The following is a 17,739-nucleotide window of genomic DNA, read 5'->3' as shown; positions in this document are numbered from 1 at the left end:
TTTATAAGTTTGGCTAGGAGTATAGCAAGATAGGGTTAAAGGTAGATGAAAGTAAAAGATATGTAAAGAGATTAAGTAATCTCTACTTAAAGGCTTAGTTAGCGATAGTAGAGATAACAAAATACATAACAAAGTCTAATAATGTTCTTTTTTTCATATAGATTTCCCTTTCTATTAGTGTTTTTAATCAAGTCCCCTTAGGGGAGATTTACCATTATAGCACTTTAAAAGTATAAAGCTAGTGGAAATTTGTAGTAATTTCAAAAGGCTTGTTATATAATTGAAGAGAATTTAATGTATAAAATCCTCAAACTAGCTAAAGAATAGTTGTTTGAGGATTTTATATGTTCCGGAAAGAGGTGAAACATATGGATTTAAAAAGAATACCAGAGCTTTTAAAATTAAATACAGATCGCCAGAAGTTTGTAAGTGGGCAGGCACTCTTTAAAAATGGACAAGTCTTTGGGGAGTATGCTAGAGTAGAGACTGTTACGGCTACATTCTATGCTAATGTCAAAGATGAATACCATCATCAACATTATACATGTATGGCTAATATTAATGGGCTTAAGGGTACCATTGATGCAAGCTGTGACTGTCAAAGCTATGTAAGTGTTACAAGTAATTTGGCCCTTTGCCCTCATGTAGTGGCAACAGTGCTTAAAGGTCTTGATAGTTTGAAACATCAAGCTGAAGAAGGTGTTTCGAATGAAGGTGTTATTTATAGCCCAGAGGTAACAGTAAGTATGTCACCAGGACGTAATGGCTATATGAAAATGGAATTTGATATTGAGGGAATAGAACGAAGTGAGTACCGTAAAATTTACAATGCCTATAAAGAAAAGAAAAAACTGTACCGTTTTCAAGATGGAAGCTGCTTAGACTTAGCAGATGATAAATTACAGTCTACTTTTAAGCTTATTGATTTATTAGGACTCTTCAATGACTTTGAAGATTTACGTATACCTAATGAAAAAGCTTTATACTTAGAAAGTTATATAAATGAACATATGGATTTTCTTGAAGGGCAAAGATTTGTAGCTAATGTGGTGGCTAAGCTTAAAGGAAAACAAAAAATAGAAGATACATTGCCAGAAACCTTACAAGCTACATTAAGAGATTATCAAGTAAAAGGCTTCGAATTTTTAAATAGTTTGGCAGCCTATAACTTTGGCGGCGTATTAGCAGATGAAATGGGACTTGGAAAAACGCTTCAAATCATTACCTTCTTATTAGCAAGAAAGGGACAGAAAAGCTTAGTTATTACACCAACGGCTCTTCTTTATAACTGGAAGAAGGAAATAGAAAAATTTGCACCAGCACTTAAAGTTGCTATTGTACATGGTATCAAGGAAAGAAGCCAGCTTATTAATAAATACAAAGAGTATGATGTACTCCTTACTACTTATACTACTTTTAAAAATGATGCATCCTTCTATGCAGGAAAGGTTTTTGATTATTGTGTAATTGATGAAGCGCAAACCATTAAAAATCCAGATGCAACCCTCACAAAAGTGATTAAAAGTATTAAGGCTAACGTAAAATTTGCATTAACAGGTACACCTATTGAAAATAACCTTTTAGAGCTCTGGTCTATCTTTGACTTTGTTATGCCAGATTATCTTTATACACGAGCTAAATTCCAGAAGATTTTCATGTCTGGTGAAGACCAGTATGGGGAACTGAAACAAATGATTCAGCCTTTTATGTTAAGAAGAAGTAAAAAGGAAGTTGCTAAAGAATTACCAGATAAAATTGAGCAAGTATATTATGTACCTTTAGAAAAGGAGCATGAGCGTGTTTACCGTTCCTATACGCAGCTGGCCAAAAGAAAAATGGAAGAGGATGAAAGTACAGGGTTTATGGCCTTTTCCTATTTGACTAAGCTTAGACAGCTAGCACTAGCACCAGAGTGGCTTGTGAAAAACTATGAAGGCCAAAATTCTAAGTTAGAAGTCCTGGTCAATCTTATTAAAGAGTCAAAAGGTAGGAAGATACTTGTCTTTTCACAGTTTACTAAAGTACTAGGCGGGATAGCTGATAGACTTGAACAAGAAGATATTGTTTACAGTTATTTAGATGGAAGTACGCCTGCAGCAAAACGTATGCATCTGGTTGAGGATTTTAATCAGGATGAAAGTAAACAGGTCTTTCTCATTTCTTTAAAAGCAGGTGGAACTGGGCTTAACCTTACAAGTGCAAGTATAGTTGTACACTTTGACCCATGGTGGAATCCAGCTGTAGAGAATCAGGCTACAGATAGGGCCCATCGTATCGGGCAAGAGCAAGTGGTAAATGTTGTTAAGCTTATTGCTAAAGGAACGGTAGAAGAAAGAGTGTTGCAACTGCAAGAAAGTAAAAAAGAATTAATTGATGCAATCATGACAGATGGACTAAATAATGGTAATATCTTTAAACATTTATCAAAAGAAGAGATGATAGAGCTGTTTATGGAGCGCATTTAACCTAAGTAAGCTTGAAAAAGAAAACTAATAATGCTAGTATATGTCTTGTTGAAACCTAAACTTATAAGGTTAGGACTGGTTCGGGAACTCCCAGTATAAAAAACTAAGGGCATGTATAGTGACAGTATATAGTCGTATCCTTAGATACGACTTTTTTAGGTTGAAAAGTCGTATAGTTCTCCTTAAAACCACTATTAAGGAGGAAAGAGATATGGAAAAAAGAAAAGTAATTATTGACTGTGACCCAGGTATAGATGATGCACTTGCCATTATGCTTGCGGTCCATTCACCAGAACTAGAGGTATTAGGTCTTACTGTATGTAGTGGGAATGTACCAGCATATATGGGAGCTAAAAATGCACTCATTGTTCTTAAAAAGTGTGAAGCATTACATATTCCTGTATATGTTGGAGAGACAGATCCACTTGAAAGAGAACTTGTAACGGCGCAAGATACCCATGGCGAGGATGGTCTTGGTGAGAATTTTTATGAAGAGGTAGAAGGTATAAGCTACAGGGATGGCGCTGTAGATTTTATTCTAGACACTTTAAGAACTCATGAAAAAGTTTCTATTATTGCATTGGGGCCACTTACCAATTTAGCAAAAGCCTTAATGAAGGATAAAGAAGTTTTTACGTATTTAGATGAATGTATTTCTATGGGAGGAGCCTTTAGGATACATGGTAACTGCTCACCAGTAGCAGAATTTAACTATTGGGTAGACCCTCATGCAGCGCAGTATGTTTATGAGATGTTAGGTCATAAAATACATATGGTAGGGCTAGATGTTACAAGAAAAATTGTACTCACACCTAACATTATAGAATTTATTAACAGGTTAGATCAAAATAAGGCTAAGTTTATAACAGAAATAACACGTTTTTATATAGATTTTCATTGGATGCAGGAAGGCATTATTGGATGTGTGATTAATGACCCGCTTGCTGTAGCCTATTTTATAGATAGAAGCTTATGCGATGGATTTGATTCCTATGTACAGGTAGCTACTGATGGCATTGCTATAGGCCAAACATTGGTAGATGTAGCAAGTTTTTATAGGAAAGAACGCAATGCCAAAATTCTTACTTCGGTAGATGAAAAACGCTTTATGGATTTCTTCTTAAAACGCATCTTTAGAGGTTATGAAGAAGTTATTGAGCATACGGAGGGGGTATACTAGAGTGGATAGATATAGTGAAGTCACTAATAAAAATATAAGAGAGATTGTACTGTTAAAGGGATCTCCTTGTGTGTGGGGAAAATGTAGCTTCTGTGACTATATATTAGATAATGGTACTCATGAAGAGGAAATGAACGCACTAAACTTTGAAGTATTAGGGCAGATTACAGGTAAATATAAAGCACTTGAAGTTATTAATTCAGGAAGCTGTTTTGAACTGCCACAGGCTACATTAGAAAGAATTAAAGCTATTATTAAGGAAAAGGGCATTGAAAAGCTTTTCTTAGAGAGTCATTGGGCGTATAGAAACAGAATTCAAGAAATGAGAGATTTCTTTGGTATTCCTATTACTTTTAAAATTGGTGTAGAGACTTTTGATGAGGATTTTAGAAATGGGTATCTTAATAAAAGTGCTCATTTTAAATCTATAGATGAGCTGAAAAAGTATTTTGATTCACCGTGTATGATGGTGGGTATCAAAGGGCAAACAAAAGCAATGATAGATAGGGATATGGAGCTTGTTCTTAAGCATTTTGACCATGCTACCATTAATGTTTTTATAGATAATACAACGACAGTGAAAAGAGATGAAGAGCTTGTACAGTGGTTTATACAAAAATATAAGTTTTTAGATGAAAATCCTAAAATAGAAGTCCTCTATAATAATACAGATTTTGGAGTAGGTGACTAGATTTTAAAGAATTGCCTAATTCTTAATTAAAAATCAGTTGTAATATAAGTACGTATAGTGATGAATACTTTTAAAATAATGTAACGATGATACTAGTAAAGGAAGCTGAAGAAGTACTGACAGCTTTAAATCCAGAAGCTTAATAGAAATGAAAAGAGCGTATTGCATTCATGGCAATACGCTCTTTTTTAGTCTAAATCTACCATAGGACGGTTATAAACAGTTTCATCAAATTCATTTTCCTGTTTAGCAATAAGGAGTGTACAGACGTGATCGCCTGCAACATTAATACCCGTACGAATCATATCTAGAATTCTATCAATACCCATAATAAGGGCAATACCTTCAATTGGTAGGTTAATGGCACTAAGTACCATTGTAAGCATAACAAGTCCAACACCTGGAACACCTGCTGTACCGATTGAAGCAAGTACTGCAGTTAAGATAACCATCATATACTCTCCAAGACCAAGCTGAATACCATAGATTTGAGCAATAAATACAACGGCTACCCCTTGCATAATAGCAGTACCATCCATATTGATTGTAGCACCTAAAGGAAGAGTAAAGGAACTAACTTTTTTAGATACACCAAATTGTTTGTCTGAGCTCTCAAGGCCAAGTGGAAGTGCTGCACTTGAAGAAGCAGTTGAGAAGCAGAAGTTGAATATTGGTGTAAATTTCTTGACAAATATTTTAGGGCTAAGTTTTCCAATGAATAATAGCATACTTAAATAGACAATAAAGAACTGGATAGCAAGTGCTACTAGTATACTTAATGCATATTTAAAGAGTGGAAGCATAGCAGAGAAGCCAAAAGTTGCAAATGTATTGGCTACAAGTGCAAATACCCCAAATGGAGCAAATTGCATAATGAGTGTAACCAGTTTAAGAAAGACTTCGTTAAGGCCATCAAATAGTACAAGTACAGGTTGTGCTTTTTCACCTACTAAAGTAATGCTAAGTCCCATTAATACAGCAAAGAATAAAACACCAAGTACATTATTTGTACTGAAGGCTTCAAAAATATTTGTAGGGATAATTTGAAGTAAGGTATCAATAAAGCTTATAGAAGCAACTTCACTTACCCCTTCACCAGATGTAATCATACTGAGGTCAATGCCTATACCTGGTTTAATGACATTGGCAACAGTAAGTGCTACTACAATAGCTATAGCAGTTGTAGTTATATAATAAAGGAAAGTTTTGCTACCAATACGTCCAATTTTTTTTATATCATCTAAAGAAGCTGTTGCATATACAATAGAAACGAAGATGAGTGGTACAACAAGTAGTTTAATAGCATTTAAGAATCCTGTACCAATAAGTTTCAGTATACCATCAAGCATAAGGGTATGTTTAATGAAATCAGATTCTAAATGAGAAAGAAGAACTCCAAATAAGGCACCTAATATAAGTGAAAGGAGTATTTTCGTAGTTAGTGTCATTTTTTTCATTATGTAAAACCTCCTAAAGATAAGTCAAATACATGATGTAAGTAGGGTAACATAAAAGTGAATTGTATACAAGTATAAAACTAAAATATGGAATAATAATGATTATTTTATGTTTTTTTGACATATTTAGTTAGGTAATTAAAGAATAATATATACATTTATTAAATAGTGGATAATTATTAAAGTATGTAGTATAATTTAGTAAAGAAAAATATGAAAGAGGCAATAATGTTAGAAACGGTCATATTGGTACTTATATACAGTAAATATAAAAAATATAAAATTTCACCTATATTCAAACAGAAAGAAATGTACTATATATTAGGTATTGAGCTTATTTATATAGGTATTCAAATTGCTCTGTTTAAACAGCATTATGAATGGATTAAATATGCAGGTCTACTAAAAAGTATTTATCTATGCACTTATTTAGGACTGATTTTCAGATACGAACTTTATAAAGAAGCCTTAGTTGGTTCTGGCTGTGTCTTTTTAGGAGGCTTATGCAATGATATAGCCATAAAAGTCAATGGAGGGAAAATGCCTGTATTTCCAACTTTGACTTACTGGACAGGGTATGCATCTCCAGAAGCTTTTGAAAAAGCTAGGCAAGTAGCGAATGATTTTCATATTCTAGGTAGTGACCAGACTAAGTTAAAATGGTTAACAGACTGGATTGATCTAGGCTATAGCGTACTAAGTATCGGTGATGTACTGATTAGAGTATTTGTTGTACTTGTTTTATATGGGGCGATTAAAGAGATTAATAGTTCCTTGAGTCAAGAGAAAGGAATATAGGGGTAAAAGAGAAGAAATGTTAAAAGTAACGTTGATAGAATTTATTTTAAGAGGTATTCCAGAGGCTTTTATTCATCTTTTTGCGATGTATGCTTTTACTGGAGTAAAATTGGACAAGCGCCGTTATGTTAAGACAGGCATCATTTTAGCGATAATGATGCTTTTTATTAGGTTTTTACCAATTAGTTATGGTATTCATACGATCCTAATCATTATGGCTATGATTACATTATCTATTACACTGAATAAACTAGGTATTATAGAGACTATACGTGCCGCGATTATTAATGTTATTGTGCAGTTCTTGGCAGAGGGGATTAATATGCTATTAATCCAGGGAATGTTTAGAAAAAGTGTACAAGAGATAGTAAGTGATCCTATTACAAAGGTTATTTATGGTATACCATCTCTTATAATCTGGATGTTAGTTATATTTATCTACTATAAGTGGATAAGTAAAAAGAAAGGGAGAAGTCATGATTGATAAGGTGTGCACTAGGCTTTCAAATAAAATAGGTAGGGAATTGCAAGTAAGTGAGAATGAAAAGGCAGTTATCCATTACGGATTATTTGCGATTATTCATACAAGTATCTCTATAGGAGCTATTGTACTAGCAGGAAGCCTTTTAGGTGTACTTATACCTGCGCTTATACTATCTGTAACAACAGTTATTCTTAGAAAATACTCAGGTGGGGCACATGCTAGTTCACCAGAGTCATGTGCTATTATAGGTGTTATTATTTCGGTAGGAGGTGCATGGTTATTATCTAAAATGCATTGGAACTTAATAGTTGTAATAATTAGTGTACTAGTTATATTTATTCTAGGGTTTTATAAAGTCTATCAGTTAGCACCTGTTGATAGTATGGCAAAACCTATCAGAAAGCAAGAAAAGAAAGAAGCGCTTAAAAAGAAATCTATATTTACTTTAGGAGTCTACTTAGTAGGAACAATAGGTTTGCTAAGTATATATTTGACTAAACAGAAAGATATAGTATTAGTCTGGGTTATGTGTATATGCATAGGTATATTTTGGCAAATTCTTACTCTTACACCTCTTGGACATCTTATAGTAGAAAAAATAGATTTATTTTTAATACATACTATTTTAAGACGAAAAGGAGAATGTACAGATGAAAAAGATTAATGCAAAAGTTTTAATGACACTTGCAGCTGTAGCAACAGTATTTGCATCTCTTGTATCTACATCAGCATGTTTTTGGTTTACGTATCAACCAGAAGAGCCTGAATGTTTAAGAGACTAGTAAATAAAGATCGGTTTTTACCGATCTTTATTTATTGTAAAGTTAAGAGAGAGGGGAGTGAACATGCATAAACGACTAGAAGATACAAAGTATGAACAGGTTAATAATATACTTGTAGTTGTTAAGTTGTCTGCCTTGCTATTTTGTGGGATTATTTGTTTTAAATATTTAGCTACAAAAACAATTACTGGTAGTCTAGAGGAGTATGGCTCAGCTTTTTCTATGTTATTTATAGCTTTATTCCTACTTGGTATATATTTAATATGGTCAACTGTCGCTGTTAGACAATTTAGTGAAAAAAGAAAGAAGTATAAACAGGTTATTGAAAATTGTATTTTTATAGCTATCTTTTTTGTAATGATTCTTATATCAGGGGGGCCAGACAGCCCGCATAAGTTTTTATTTGTATTTACTATTATGACGACAACGATTCAGTCGGGTATGAAAAATGGGATGGTAATGGCAGCTGTATCAGCAGTACTTATATTATTAGTAGACTTAATGTTTTTTCCTGCTTTAGCAATTAATCCTTATTTTGAAGATGACCTTATTTTAGTAGGTATATTTGTCTTAACAGCTGCTCCGTTAGGCTATTATGTTAAACTTGGTAATGAGCATATAGAAGAGCTAAAAGAAATGGTAAATCGCGATGGTCTTACAAGCATGTATAATCATCGTTTTTTTCAAGATGCATTAAGAGAAAACATTCATGTAGCGTCTCAAAACAATCAACCTATTTCTATGCTTTTCTTAGATATAGATAACTTTAAATATTATAATGACCTAAATGGGCATCAAAAAGGTGATGAGGTTCTAAAAGAAGTTGCCAAGCTCATTGAAGGTAGTGTAAGAAAAGGGGATTTAGTAGCACGATATGGTGGAGAAGAATTTGCTATTATTTTGCCGAATACAGATAGAGAAGAAAGTATTAAAGTAGCTGAAACAGTTAGAAAAAAAGTGCAAGACACTTATATTATGGGGCAGGAAAATCAGCCTACAGGAAATCTTACTATTTCAATAGGTATAGCTACTTATCCAGATAACGCTAAGGATGAACTAGCACTTATTAAAAGTGCTGATGACGCCTTATATAGAGCTAAATTTTTTAAGAAGAATCGCGTAGAAGTCTATGTATCTGTACTAGATGAGTTAAAACGAGAAATTAATGATGATCATAATGAATTAGTAACTTCTATTAAGACGCTTATTAGCGTTATTAATGCGAAGGATAAATATACTTATGGACATTGTGAGCGTGTAGTGATGTATAGCCGAATTATAGCAGACTATCTCGGACTTAGTGAAAAAGACAAGAAAACGCTCGTGTATGGAGCTTATATGCATGATATAGGTAAGATTAACATTCCAGAGCAAATTCTTAACAAGAAAATGCCTTTAGATCAGGCCGAATGGGAAATGCTTAAGAAGCATCCAGAACATGGTGTAGAAATTATAAAAACAGTAGATTCTTTAAAAGAAATTATACCACTTATTTTACATCATCATGAAAAATATGACGGTACAGGCTATCCAAATGGTATGAAGGGAGAGGAGATTCCTTTATTAGCACGTATACTGACTATAGTTGATAGCTTTGATGCTATGACGTCTAATAGACCTTATCACACAAGACGTAAAAGTGATGAGGATGCATTTGCAGAACTTAGAGCATGTAAAGGTATACAGTTTGACCCAGAACTTGTAGAAACTTTTATTAAAGCTTTAACCATAGCAAAACAGGAACTTGAAATTTATAATTAGATGAAACAGTGTTTTATAAACCTTGATGAATAAAAGCCATATATAGCTAGAGTGCGTTCTAGTTATATATGGCTTTTTGTATAAGAAAAGATGTTATTTTTTTATACGTTATCAATGCTACAGAAAGCAAAAGGAAGAGGAAACCAAGATTTGATAAGCCTATTTTTCTCATGATGATAATCTATATATACTTGAAGGGGATCGCATAAAAGGTGGGTAGCCTCTAAATGGGTTAAAGATAAGTCTGCCTCTAGGGTGGTTGGCATTACGTTGATATTTTCACCTACTTCAATAAGAAGGTTTTCAGTTCCTTGAACTTCTAGTACAAGATGACCTTTTTCTAAAGCAGTATAACTCTTTTTTAAATTTAAAAAGGCGTTAATAAAATTTTGGTAGTTCAAGATATTTAAGCAGGTAGAAAGCCTAGTAGTATACCCTTCGCAGATGTTTATAAGCAGTTTAATAAGTGTTGTTTCATATGTATTAAGGCAAATAGTGCATTCATTCCAAGATAAAGTTTGCATAAGTGAGGCTAATGCTGGAATAAGTAAGTCAGAATGAGAGACATAAAAGTCTTCTATACAATTATTTTTATAAAGGACATAGCCACACAGTTCATTTTTGTTGTATATAGCAAAGGATTCACTTTTCCAGCTTCTGCAAATAGATATAAAGTTTTGGAATGAGCGTGTACTAAAAAGTGGTTTTGAATGATGCATTTTATGGATACAAGATAAAGTAGGAGTATCTAGTGCATCAAAAGATTTAAAGGTGAAATTAGGTGAAGCAACTATATGGTGGTGTCTTAAATTAGTAGCAGTAAGTGTAAAGTTTAGATGAGTCCCACTGGGTGTAAAACCAAAATATTCATAGCGCTGTTTTTGGCCACCAAGAACGGCAAAGTCAGCTTTTTCTTCATGCATTTCAGCTAAGGCGTTTGTCATAAGTTGTTTCATGTAACCTTTACTTCTTGCATCAGGGTCTACGCAGACTGTGCCAATACCAAAGCCTTTAAGATCATAGTCAAGTACATGAAGGTCCAAAGGAAAAGAACCTACAAGGGCTTTAATACCATCCTCTTCTTCAGCAAGAAAGTGGGAAGTAGCTGTATTAACAGAAGGTGAGTAAAGTTTAGGAAGAAGTGCAGGAAAATCTGTATCAAATACATAATTACCTAAATGAATAATAGCTTCTTGATCATTTGAGAGGCCTTTTCTATAAAGTGTCATAAAAACTCCTTTTGGTATTTTAAATTTTTTTATTATATTATAATATTTTATTATATGTAAAACAATATATATTAAGAGGAGTTTATATGAAAGTATTACTAGAGATAATAGCACTTATAGTAGTAGATTTTTTATTAGTTTTAACTTTGGAATTAAGTTTTTCAGCTATCTTTATGATCGTAGTTTTATGGCTTGTTTATGGGATAGTTATAGTAAGGCGGTTAGCATACTCTTATAAGAAGAAGTGGTTATGTATTTTATCAAAAATATATATGTGGGGAATAGCTATTTTTGTGGGTTCATTTATCTTAATAGAAGGATTTCTTGTCTATAATATAGGACATCATCAATCAGTAGAGAGCTTAGAAGAAGTAGATTATATGATTGTACTAGGGGCTGGGCTTAGAGGAGAAGATGTATCGCCTACTTTAAAAGCTAGGTTAGATCAGGCGATAGCTTATTATAATCTTCATCCCAAAACTATGATTATTGTGTCAGGTGGGCAGGGACCAGATGAAGTCATATCAGAAGCAGAGGCAATGAGAAAATACCTAGAAGAAATGGGAATTCTAAGAGAATCTATTATAAAAGAAGACCGTTCTACAACAACACTAGAGAATATTGCATTTAGTAAAGAAATTTTGATGACGAGAGAAGAAACGGTTGAAAGTGTACTTATTATTACACATGATTATCACCTTTTTAGAGCGCAAATGCTTGCCTATTTTATGGATTTAGAGAGTATAGGGCTATCGGCAGAAAGTAGTCTTTTAGGAAGAATCAATTATTTAATAAGAGAATACCCTACTATGATTATTGATTTTTTTAGAGTGAATGTTAATTATTAATAAAAAGATATAAAGGCTGTTACATAAAAGTGACAGCCTTTATATCTTAAACAATAATGTGGGCACTACGTTTTTTAGCGTTAGAAATAATTTGATGAATAGCATTTAACTCTTGGGTGAGTTCATCTAAGCATTCTTTATCTACATTGTAATTTAAAAAGAATGTTTCAATCTCTTTGGTTGTTTCACCAATCATATTGGTAACATGTATAAATTGAGCAAAGTTGTGACTATGTTTAGCATTTCTAAATTTCTTAAGGTCACGTTTGATAAATTCTACAACTTGCTCTTCGTCAGAGAAGATACCCTCAGGGAGAGGGTATGGTTTAATACGTTGAAGAAAATATTTATTTTTACCATTTATATTATAAGAGTAGGAGACTTCATGTTCTCCTTCTTTGAAGGTTACAAAGTACAAAATGCCCTGTACCTGTTGAACACTATCAGCACCGAGGCATCTAAGCCTTGCCTCAATGGTATCACCTTTAACAGATGAAGCATTCATAATAACACATCCTTTTCGTCATAGAATTTAAGTAAAGAAAAAAAGTAAATAAACAGTGGAGATAATAATGGAAAGAATCATAAGCGGAAAGCCCACTTTGAAGTATTTTCCAAATGAGATTTTATAGCCATTACGTTCACCAATATTAGCCAGTACAACGTTAGCTGAAGCACCAATAAGTGTACCATTTCCACCTAGGCAGGCTCCAAGAGATACGGCCCACCAAAGTGGTCTAATATCAATCCCTTGAGTACCCATTGTTAAAATAAGTGGAATAAGTGTAGCAACAAATGGGATATTGTCTAAGAAGGAAGATACAATAGCTGCTAACCAAAGGAGTAAGATCATAGTCATAATTGGTCTACCTGATGTAAGGTCGATGAGCCAAATTGCAAGGCTATGAATAATGCCTACTTCTTCAAGTCCTCCAACAAGGACAAAGAGACTTGTAAAAAAGGCAATGGTAGGCCATTCTATGCCGCAGATAATCTCTTCTACATCTTGTTTACCAATAAGTAGAAGGATAACAGCACCAGTTAAAGCTACTGTACTCGATTCAAGATCTAATGATTGGTGTGTCATAAACCCTATTAAAATAAGTGCCATAACAATAAGACTTTTAATGAGTAAGGATTTGTCTTTTATAGTTTTTTTCTCATCTAATGCTAGAATTTCTTCTTTATATTTATCATCTACCATTAAATCTTTGCGGTATAAGAAGTACAAAATAGCAATAGTAACAATGAGAATAACAAGAGCAGCTGGTCCTGTATGAGTAAGAAAATCATTGAAACTAAGCCCGGCAGCACTACCAATCATAATATTAGGAGGGTCACCTATTAAAGTAGAAGTACCTCCGATATTAGAGGCTAATATTTCTGTAATAAGAAACGGTATAGGGTTAAGTTCAAGAATTTGTGTAATAACTAAAGTCATGGGACCAATAAGCAAAACAGTCGTAACGTTATCAAGAGTAGCAGATAAAATTGCTGTAATAATGGCAAAGCTAATAAGGATTTTCCAAGCATCTCCTTTAGCTTTTTTTGCCGTATAAATGGCTATATATTCAAACAGGCCGGAGTTTTTGACAATAGACACAACAAGCATCATGCCGATAAGTACGCCTATTGTATTAAAGTCAATATAACTAATAGCGTTAGGAGCAGGTAAGATTTTAAGTAATACCATTAAAATGGCTCCACTCATAGCAGCTACTGTACGATCGATTTTCTCCGTAATAATACAAAAGAGAACAACGAGAAAAATTAAAATAGCTATAATTTGAGTAACGTTCATAAAGTGTACTCCTTTCAAGAGTTTACATGATGTCTCTAAAAATTAATCTTTTTATAGGATTTGTTTTTAAGTATTTTTTCATACTTAAAACTATATTGACAGAATAGTTTTGAATAAAATCCACTTTATAAAAGTGAGGTTAGAATAGGAATAATAACTTTTTGAATGAAATAATGCAAATGCATAATTGAATAGAAGATTGTTTAAGCTATATCTAGTATGACTTAAAAGTTTTAGGCACGCCTATAGAAGATGGAGGGTTTGAAATGAATAAAAAGCATTACAAAAAAGCTTATAAAAAAGCGATAAAAAGGTTTAATAGAAAATCTAGAAATAATACTAATAGAACTTTGTTAACGGTAGGCGCAATAGCAGGTGGTGCGGCACTTGCAACCCTTGCTGTTAAAAGTAGTAAAAACAATCAAACCTATAAAACAGCTCAAAAACAGCTTAATCTACTTCAATGCGAGGAATATGGAGATAGAGAAGTATATTTTATCGGTGGTGGTTTGGCATCTTTAGCAGGTGCAGCTTATCTTATAAGAGACTGCCATTTTAAAGGCGAAAATATTCATATTATAGAAGGCTTGCATATTCTAGGTGGTAGTAATGACGGTGCAGGTAGTGAGGCTGATGGATTTGTATGTCGAGGGGGAAGAATGCTTAATGAAGAAACCTATGAGAATTTCTGGGAACTTTTTTCTAGTATTCCATCTTTGGATATGCCAGGAATGAGTGTTACAGAGGAGATTTTAAACTTCGACCACCATCACCCAACACATGCTCAGGCACGTCTTGTTGATAAAAATGGTAAAATCTTAGATGTGAAGAGTATGGGCTTTAATCAAGCTGACCGTATGGCCTTAGGCAAACTTATGATTACGCCAGAAGAAAAACTAGATGATATGACTATAGAAGAGTGGTTCGCTCATACACCCCATTTCTTTGAAACAAATTTCTGGTATATGTGGCAGACTACTTTTGCTTTTCAAAAATGGTCAAGCCTATTTGAATTTAAACGTTATATGAATCGTATGATTTTTGAATTCTCTCGCATTGAAACGTTAGAAGGTGTAACACGTACGCCTTATAATCAATATGAATCTGTTATTCTTCCGCTTAAGGCTTATTTAGATACTCATCAGGTAGATTTTAGCATTAATGCTACTGTAACGGATATTGAATTTGCAGATGGTGAAGGTATTACAGCTACAGCGCTTTACATTGAAGATTCAGAAGGTGAAAAGGTCATTAAATTAAATAAAGGTGATGTATGTATTATGACCAATGGCTCTATGACAGATAGTGCTACTTTAGGCGATCTTCATACTGCACCAGAATATAAACCTGAAAATCCAATTTCAGCTAAACTTTGGAAGAAAGTAGCGAGCAAGAAACCGAACTTAGGTAATCCTAGTCCCTTCTTTGATTATCCAGAAGAAACTAACTGGGAAAGCTTTACTGTAACATGTAAGGGTAATAAGCTCCTTAAACTTATTGAACAATTTTCAGGTAATATACCAGGAAGTGGTGCTTTAATGACCTTTAAAGATTCTAATTGGTTAATGAGTATTGTTGTAGCAGCACAGCCACATTTTAAAGCACAACCAATGGATACAACTATTTTCTGGGGATATGGTCTTTATACAGATCGCATGGGAGATTATGTGAAAAAAACAATGCGTGAATGTACAGGTGAAGAGATTCTTATAGAACTTTTACATCATTTACATTTAGAAGATAAGCAGGAAGAGATTTTAGAAACAGTTATTAATGTAATTCCATGTATGATGCCTTATATTGTTTCTCAGTTTCAACCTCGTAAAATGACAGATCGTCCAAAGGTTGTTCCAGAGGGCTCCACTAACTTTGCTATGATTAGTCAGTTTGTGGAAATTCCAGAGGATATGGTCTTTACAGAAGAATACTCTGTAAGAGCTGCACGTATTGCAGTATATACCTTATTTGGTGTGAAAGATAAAGAAATATGTCCGGTAACGCCATATAAGAAAGATCCAAAGGTTTTAAAAGAAGCTTTAAAAACATCTTATAGATAAAAGATAAGAAAAAAGTGAAAGTCTATTCAATAAAAAAAGAAGTAGAACTCAGTAAATAAGTTCTACTTCTTTTTTTGGTTATAGGATAAAAACCTTCTTTTATAACGTGATAGTTTTGCCCTCATTAAATCCATCATATGTTGTAGCATTATAGTAGCCATGGGCATTGGAATCACTATAACATACTATTGTTTTTTGTAGGTACACATCTCTTCATGTATTAAAGAGATTTACTTGCTTCTACAGCAGCGCGAATATCTTTATAAAGTGCAATAATAGCTGGATCTTCTGATGAAACTGGTAAGAATGGAAGTCTTGGATTACCGATTGGGCAGCCATCTAAACCGATAATTGTTTTGCATGCACCATACATAGATGGGAAGCTGCAAAGGCGATAAATAAATGCAGTGATTGTATTTTGTAGTTCTTGAGCTTTAGTAATTTCACCACGTACAATGAGTTCTTCTAGCTTGAGGTAAAGCTCTGGCATTGCACCATATGTGCCACCGATACCAGCATCAGCCCCCATTAAACGACCTGCTAAATATTGTTCATCAGGCCCGTTGAAAACGATGAAGTCTTTACCACCTGCTTGTTTAAAACGTAAAATGTCATGGCAAGGTTCGGAAGAGTTTTTAATACCTGCAACGCGTTCGTTTTCAAGCATACGATTAAATAAGTTCATAGAAAGGTTAAAGCCTGTGAGCTGAGGAATATTGTAGATAAAGAAAGGAAGGTCAGCTGCTTCAGTAATAGTGCTCCAGTGACGGTAAACACTTTCTTCACTTGGTCTATAGTAAACACAAGGCACAGCGGAAGTAGCAGCAGCACCAACTGCTTCAGCATGTTTAGCTAGTTCAGCTGCATGTCTGCTAGAAGGTGTACCTACATGAACAATAATATTCATTTCTTTACCGGCTTCATCCAATACTGCTTCCACAACTTGTTTACGTTCGTCATGGTCGAGTAAGAAACCTTCACCTGTACTACCACATACATACATATTTTTAACACCTTTATTGATATAGTAGCGAGTAAGTGCCTTTGTTGCTTTAAGATCGATATCACCTGTAGAAGTAAAAGGTGTATTAAGTGCAATAGTTACATTTCTAAATTGAGAAGTATTGTATTTTGACATTTTAGAGCCCCCTGATTTTTATAGGTTAGAAATATATCATAAAATTATCATAGCATCACTAAAATTGGAAATCAATAAAAATAGAAAAAAATTTTCTAGTTTAGTAAAGATAAATAGAAAAAAAGAAAATAATTTTCTTGATTAGATAAAAAGCTTATAGATGAAATTAAAATTAGAAAGAAATAGTATAAAATGAATAAATAGAATAAGGAAAAAGGAAAAAAATTCCCAAAAGCTATTGAAAAAAACTTTTTTTTATATTACCATTTATTCAGAAGAAAACATATAATTCTGAAGGAGGAAGAGCTATGACACAGTCAATATTAGAAAAACTTAAAGGTGGACTAGTGGTATCATGCCAAGCTCTTGAAAATGAACCTTTACATAGTTCTTATATTATGTCTAGAATGGCCTATGCAGCCTATTTAGGTGGTGCTGTTGGGATTAGAGCAAATACAATAGAAGATATTATAGAGATTAAGAAGGTGGTAGACCTTCCTATTATAGGTATTATTAAAGCTGAGTATGAAGATTCACAGGTATATATTACCCCAACTTTAAAAGAAGTTCAGGCGCTTGTAGAATGTGGTGTAGATATTATTGCTGTAGATGCTACGGATAGAATAAGACCAGATGGTAAAAGTTTAGATGAATTCTTTAAAGAGGTAAGGGAACTTTATAAAGACCAACTCTTTATGGCAGATTGTTCAAATTATGAAGAAGGTATACATGCAGCAGAGATTGGATTTGATTTTATTGGAACAACCTTGCATGGATATACGGACTATACAAAAGGGGTAAGCTTACCAAATTATGATTTAGTTCAGGCACTTGTAAAAGATTGTGGTAAACCAGTTATAGGTGAAGGTGGTATCTGGAGCCCGGAACAATTAAAAAGAGTAATGGACTGTGGCGTATTTACGGCAGTAGTTGGTACAGCCATTACAAGACCAATGGATATTACAAAAAAATATGTTGAAGCACTTAAAGCGTAGGTAAAGGAAATAAATTTTGGATCTATCAGATGTAAATCTGTAATCGCTATAAA

16 protein-coding genes and 1 riboswitch are annotated in these 17,739 nt (G+C 33.6%); of the genes, 11 read left to right on the top strand and 5 right to left on the bottom strand.

From position 1 onward, the window contains the following. Nucleotides 1-368: 368 nt before the first annotated feature. From ACLTBU_RS05400 to ACLTBU_RS05390, 3 genes are all read left to right on the top strand, one after another. Nucleotides 369-2,465, top strand: a complete 2,097-nt coding sequence (locus ACLTBU_RS05400) for an SNF2-related protein (RefSeq protein WP_412217998.1) — start codon at nucleotides 369-371, stop codon at nucleotides 2,463-2,465. A gap of 69 nt (nucleotides 2,466-2,534) precedes the next feature. Beyond that, nucleotides 2,535-2,578: riboswitch (PreQ1 riboswitch) on the top strand. Between the two features lie 98 nt (nucleotides 2,579-2,676). After that, nucleotides 2,677-3,645 carry a nucleoside hydrolase gene (locus tag ACLTBU_RS05395; RefSeq protein WP_412217997.1) on the top strand — a complete coding sequence of 323 codons (969 nt, stop codon included), beginning with the start codon at nucleotides 2,677-2,679 and terminating at the stop codon, nucleotides 3,643-3,645. A gap of 1 nt (nucleotide 3,646) precedes the next feature. Further along, nucleotides 3,647-4,336 (top strand): radical SAM protein, encoded by a 690-nt coding sequence (locus tag ACLTBU_RS05390; RefSeq protein WP_412217996.1) that lies wholly within the window; start codon nucleotides 3,647-3,649, stop codon nucleotides 4,334-4,336. A 188-nt stretch (nucleotides 4,337-4,524) separates the two neighbouring features. Here ACLTBU_RS05390 and ACLTBU_RS05385 read toward each other — a convergent pair whose 3' ends face one another. After that, entirely contained in the window at nucleotides 4,525-5,793 is a 1,269-nt protein-coding gene (locus tag ACLTBU_RS05385; protein WP_249331074.1) for a dicarboxylate/amino acid:cation symporter, read from the bottom strand. Between the two features lie 228 nt (nucleotides 5,794-6,021). Between ACLTBU_RS05385 and ACLTBU_RS05380 the strand changes: the two genes are divergently transcribed. From ACLTBU_RS05380 to ACLTBU_RS05360, 5 genes are all read left to right on the top strand, one after another. Then, nucleotides 6,022-6,591 carry a DUF5317 family protein gene (locus tag ACLTBU_RS05380; RefSeq protein ID WP_177671313.1) on the top strand — a complete coding sequence of 190 codons (570 nt, stop codon included), beginning with the start codon at nucleotides 6,022-6,024 and terminating at the stop codon, nucleotides 6,589-6,591. Nucleotides 6,592-6,607: 16 nt separating this feature from the next. Next, nucleotides 6,608-7,075: a hypothetical protein gene (locus ACLTBU_RS05375; RefSeq protein WP_177671312.1), complete on the top strand. Its 468-nt coding sequence runs from the start codon at nucleotides 6,608-6,610 to the stop codon at nucleotides 7,073-7,075. Then, a complete protein-coding gene (locus tag ACLTBU_RS05370; RefSeq protein WP_177671311.1) occupies nucleotides 7,068-7,739 on the top strand; it encodes an accessory gene regulator ArgB-like protein in 672 nt (223 codons plus the stop codon). Before ACLTBU_RS05375 ends, ACLTBU_RS05370 begins: the two co-directional genes overlap by 8 nt. Beyond that, the gene (locus ACLTBU_RS05365; protein WP_177671310.1) at nucleotides 7,726-7,857 is read left to right on the top strand and encodes a cyclic lactone autoinducer peptide; all 132 of its coding nucleotides are present in this window, start codon (nucleotides 7,726-7,728) and stop codon (nucleotides 7,855-7,857) included. Before ACLTBU_RS05370 ends, ACLTBU_RS05365 begins: the two co-directional genes overlap by 14 nt. A 63-nt stretch (nucleotides 7,858-7,920) precedes the next feature. Continuing rightward, nucleotides 7,921-9,618, top strand: a complete 1,698-nt coding sequence (locus tag ACLTBU_RS05360) for a diguanylate cyclase (RefSeq protein ID WP_412217994.1) — start codon at nucleotides 7,921-7,923, stop codon at nucleotides 9,616-9,618. Nucleotides 9,619-9,719: 101 nt separating this feature from the next. Here ACLTBU_RS05360 and ACLTBU_RS05355 read toward each other — a convergent pair whose 3' ends face one another. Further along, complete coding sequence (locus tag ACLTBU_RS05355; RefSeq protein ID WP_249331077.1) at nucleotides 9,720-10,847, bottom strand: GNAT family N-acetyltransferase; 1,128 nt, start codon at nucleotides 10,845-10,847, stop codon at nucleotides 9,720-9,722. A gap of 86 nt (nucleotides 10,848-10,933) precedes the next feature. On the opposite strand from ACLTBU_RS05355, the gene ACLTBU_RS05350 reads away from it, so the two are divergent. Then, the gene (locus ACLTBU_RS05350) at nucleotides 10,934-11,695 is read left to right on the top strand and encodes a YdcF family protein (protein WP_412217993.1); all 762 of its coding nucleotides are present in this window, start codon (nucleotides 10,934-10,936) and stop codon (nucleotides 11,693-11,695) included. Nucleotides 11,696-11,741: 46 nt separating this feature from the next. Here ACLTBU_RS05350 and ACLTBU_RS05345 read toward each other — a convergent pair whose 3' ends face one another. Both ACLTBU_RS05345 and ACLTBU_RS05340 read right to left on the bottom strand, forming a co-directional pair. Next, nucleotides 11,742-12,200, bottom strand: coding sequence for a hypothetical protein (locus tag ACLTBU_RS05345; protein WP_177671306.1), 459 nt, complete (start codon nucleotides 12,198-12,200; stop codon nucleotides 11,742-11,744). 27 nt (nucleotides 12,201-12,227) lie between these two features. Further along, nucleotides 12,228-13,496 carry an SLC13 family permease gene (locus tag ACLTBU_RS05340; RefSeq protein WP_412217992.1) on the bottom strand — a complete coding sequence of 423 codons (1,269 nt, stop codon included), beginning with the start codon at nucleotides 13,494-13,496 and terminating at the stop codon, nucleotides 12,228-12,230. 266 nt (nucleotides 13,497-13,762) lie between these two features. Here ACLTBU_RS05340 and ACLTBU_RS05335 point away from each other — a divergent pair, with 266 nt between their 5' ends. Continuing rightward, nucleotides 13,763-15,553: an oleate hydratase gene (locus ACLTBU_RS05335; RefSeq protein WP_412217990.1), complete on the top strand. Its 1,791-nt coding sequence runs from the start codon at nucleotides 13,763-13,765 to the stop codon at nucleotides 15,551-15,553. 220 nt (nucleotides 15,554-15,773) lie between these two features. On the opposite strand, the gene ACLTBU_RS05330 is transcribed toward ACLTBU_RS05335, so the two are convergent. Continuing rightward, on the bottom strand, nucleotides 15,774-16,691 hold the full coding sequence (locus tag ACLTBU_RS05330; protein ID WP_177671303.1) for a dihydrodipicolinate synthase family protein: 918 nt from the start codon (nucleotides 16,689-16,691) through the stop codon (nucleotides 15,774-15,776). A 308-nt stretch (nucleotides 16,692-16,999) separates the two neighbouring features. Here ACLTBU_RS05330 and ACLTBU_RS05325 point away from each other — a divergent pair, with 308 nt between their 5' ends. Then, nucleotides 17,000-17,686 carry an N-acetylmannosamine-6-phosphate 2-epimerase gene (locus tag ACLTBU_RS05325; RefSeq protein WP_177671302.1) on the top strand — a complete coding sequence of 229 codons (687 nt, stop codon included), beginning with the start codon at nucleotides 17,000-17,002 and terminating at the stop codon, nucleotides 17,684-17,686. The last annotated feature ends 53 nt before the right edge of the window (nucleotides 17,687-17,739 follow it).

Source organism: Zhenhengia sp., from assembly GCF_046966505.1.
Lineage (GTDB): Bacteria > Bacillota > Clostridia > Lachnospirales > Cellulosilyticaceae > Zhenhengia > Zhenhengia yiwuensis.
The sequence above is the reverse complement of the archived record's forward strand: the minus strand, read 5'-3'. Positions and strand labels throughout refer to the sequence as shown.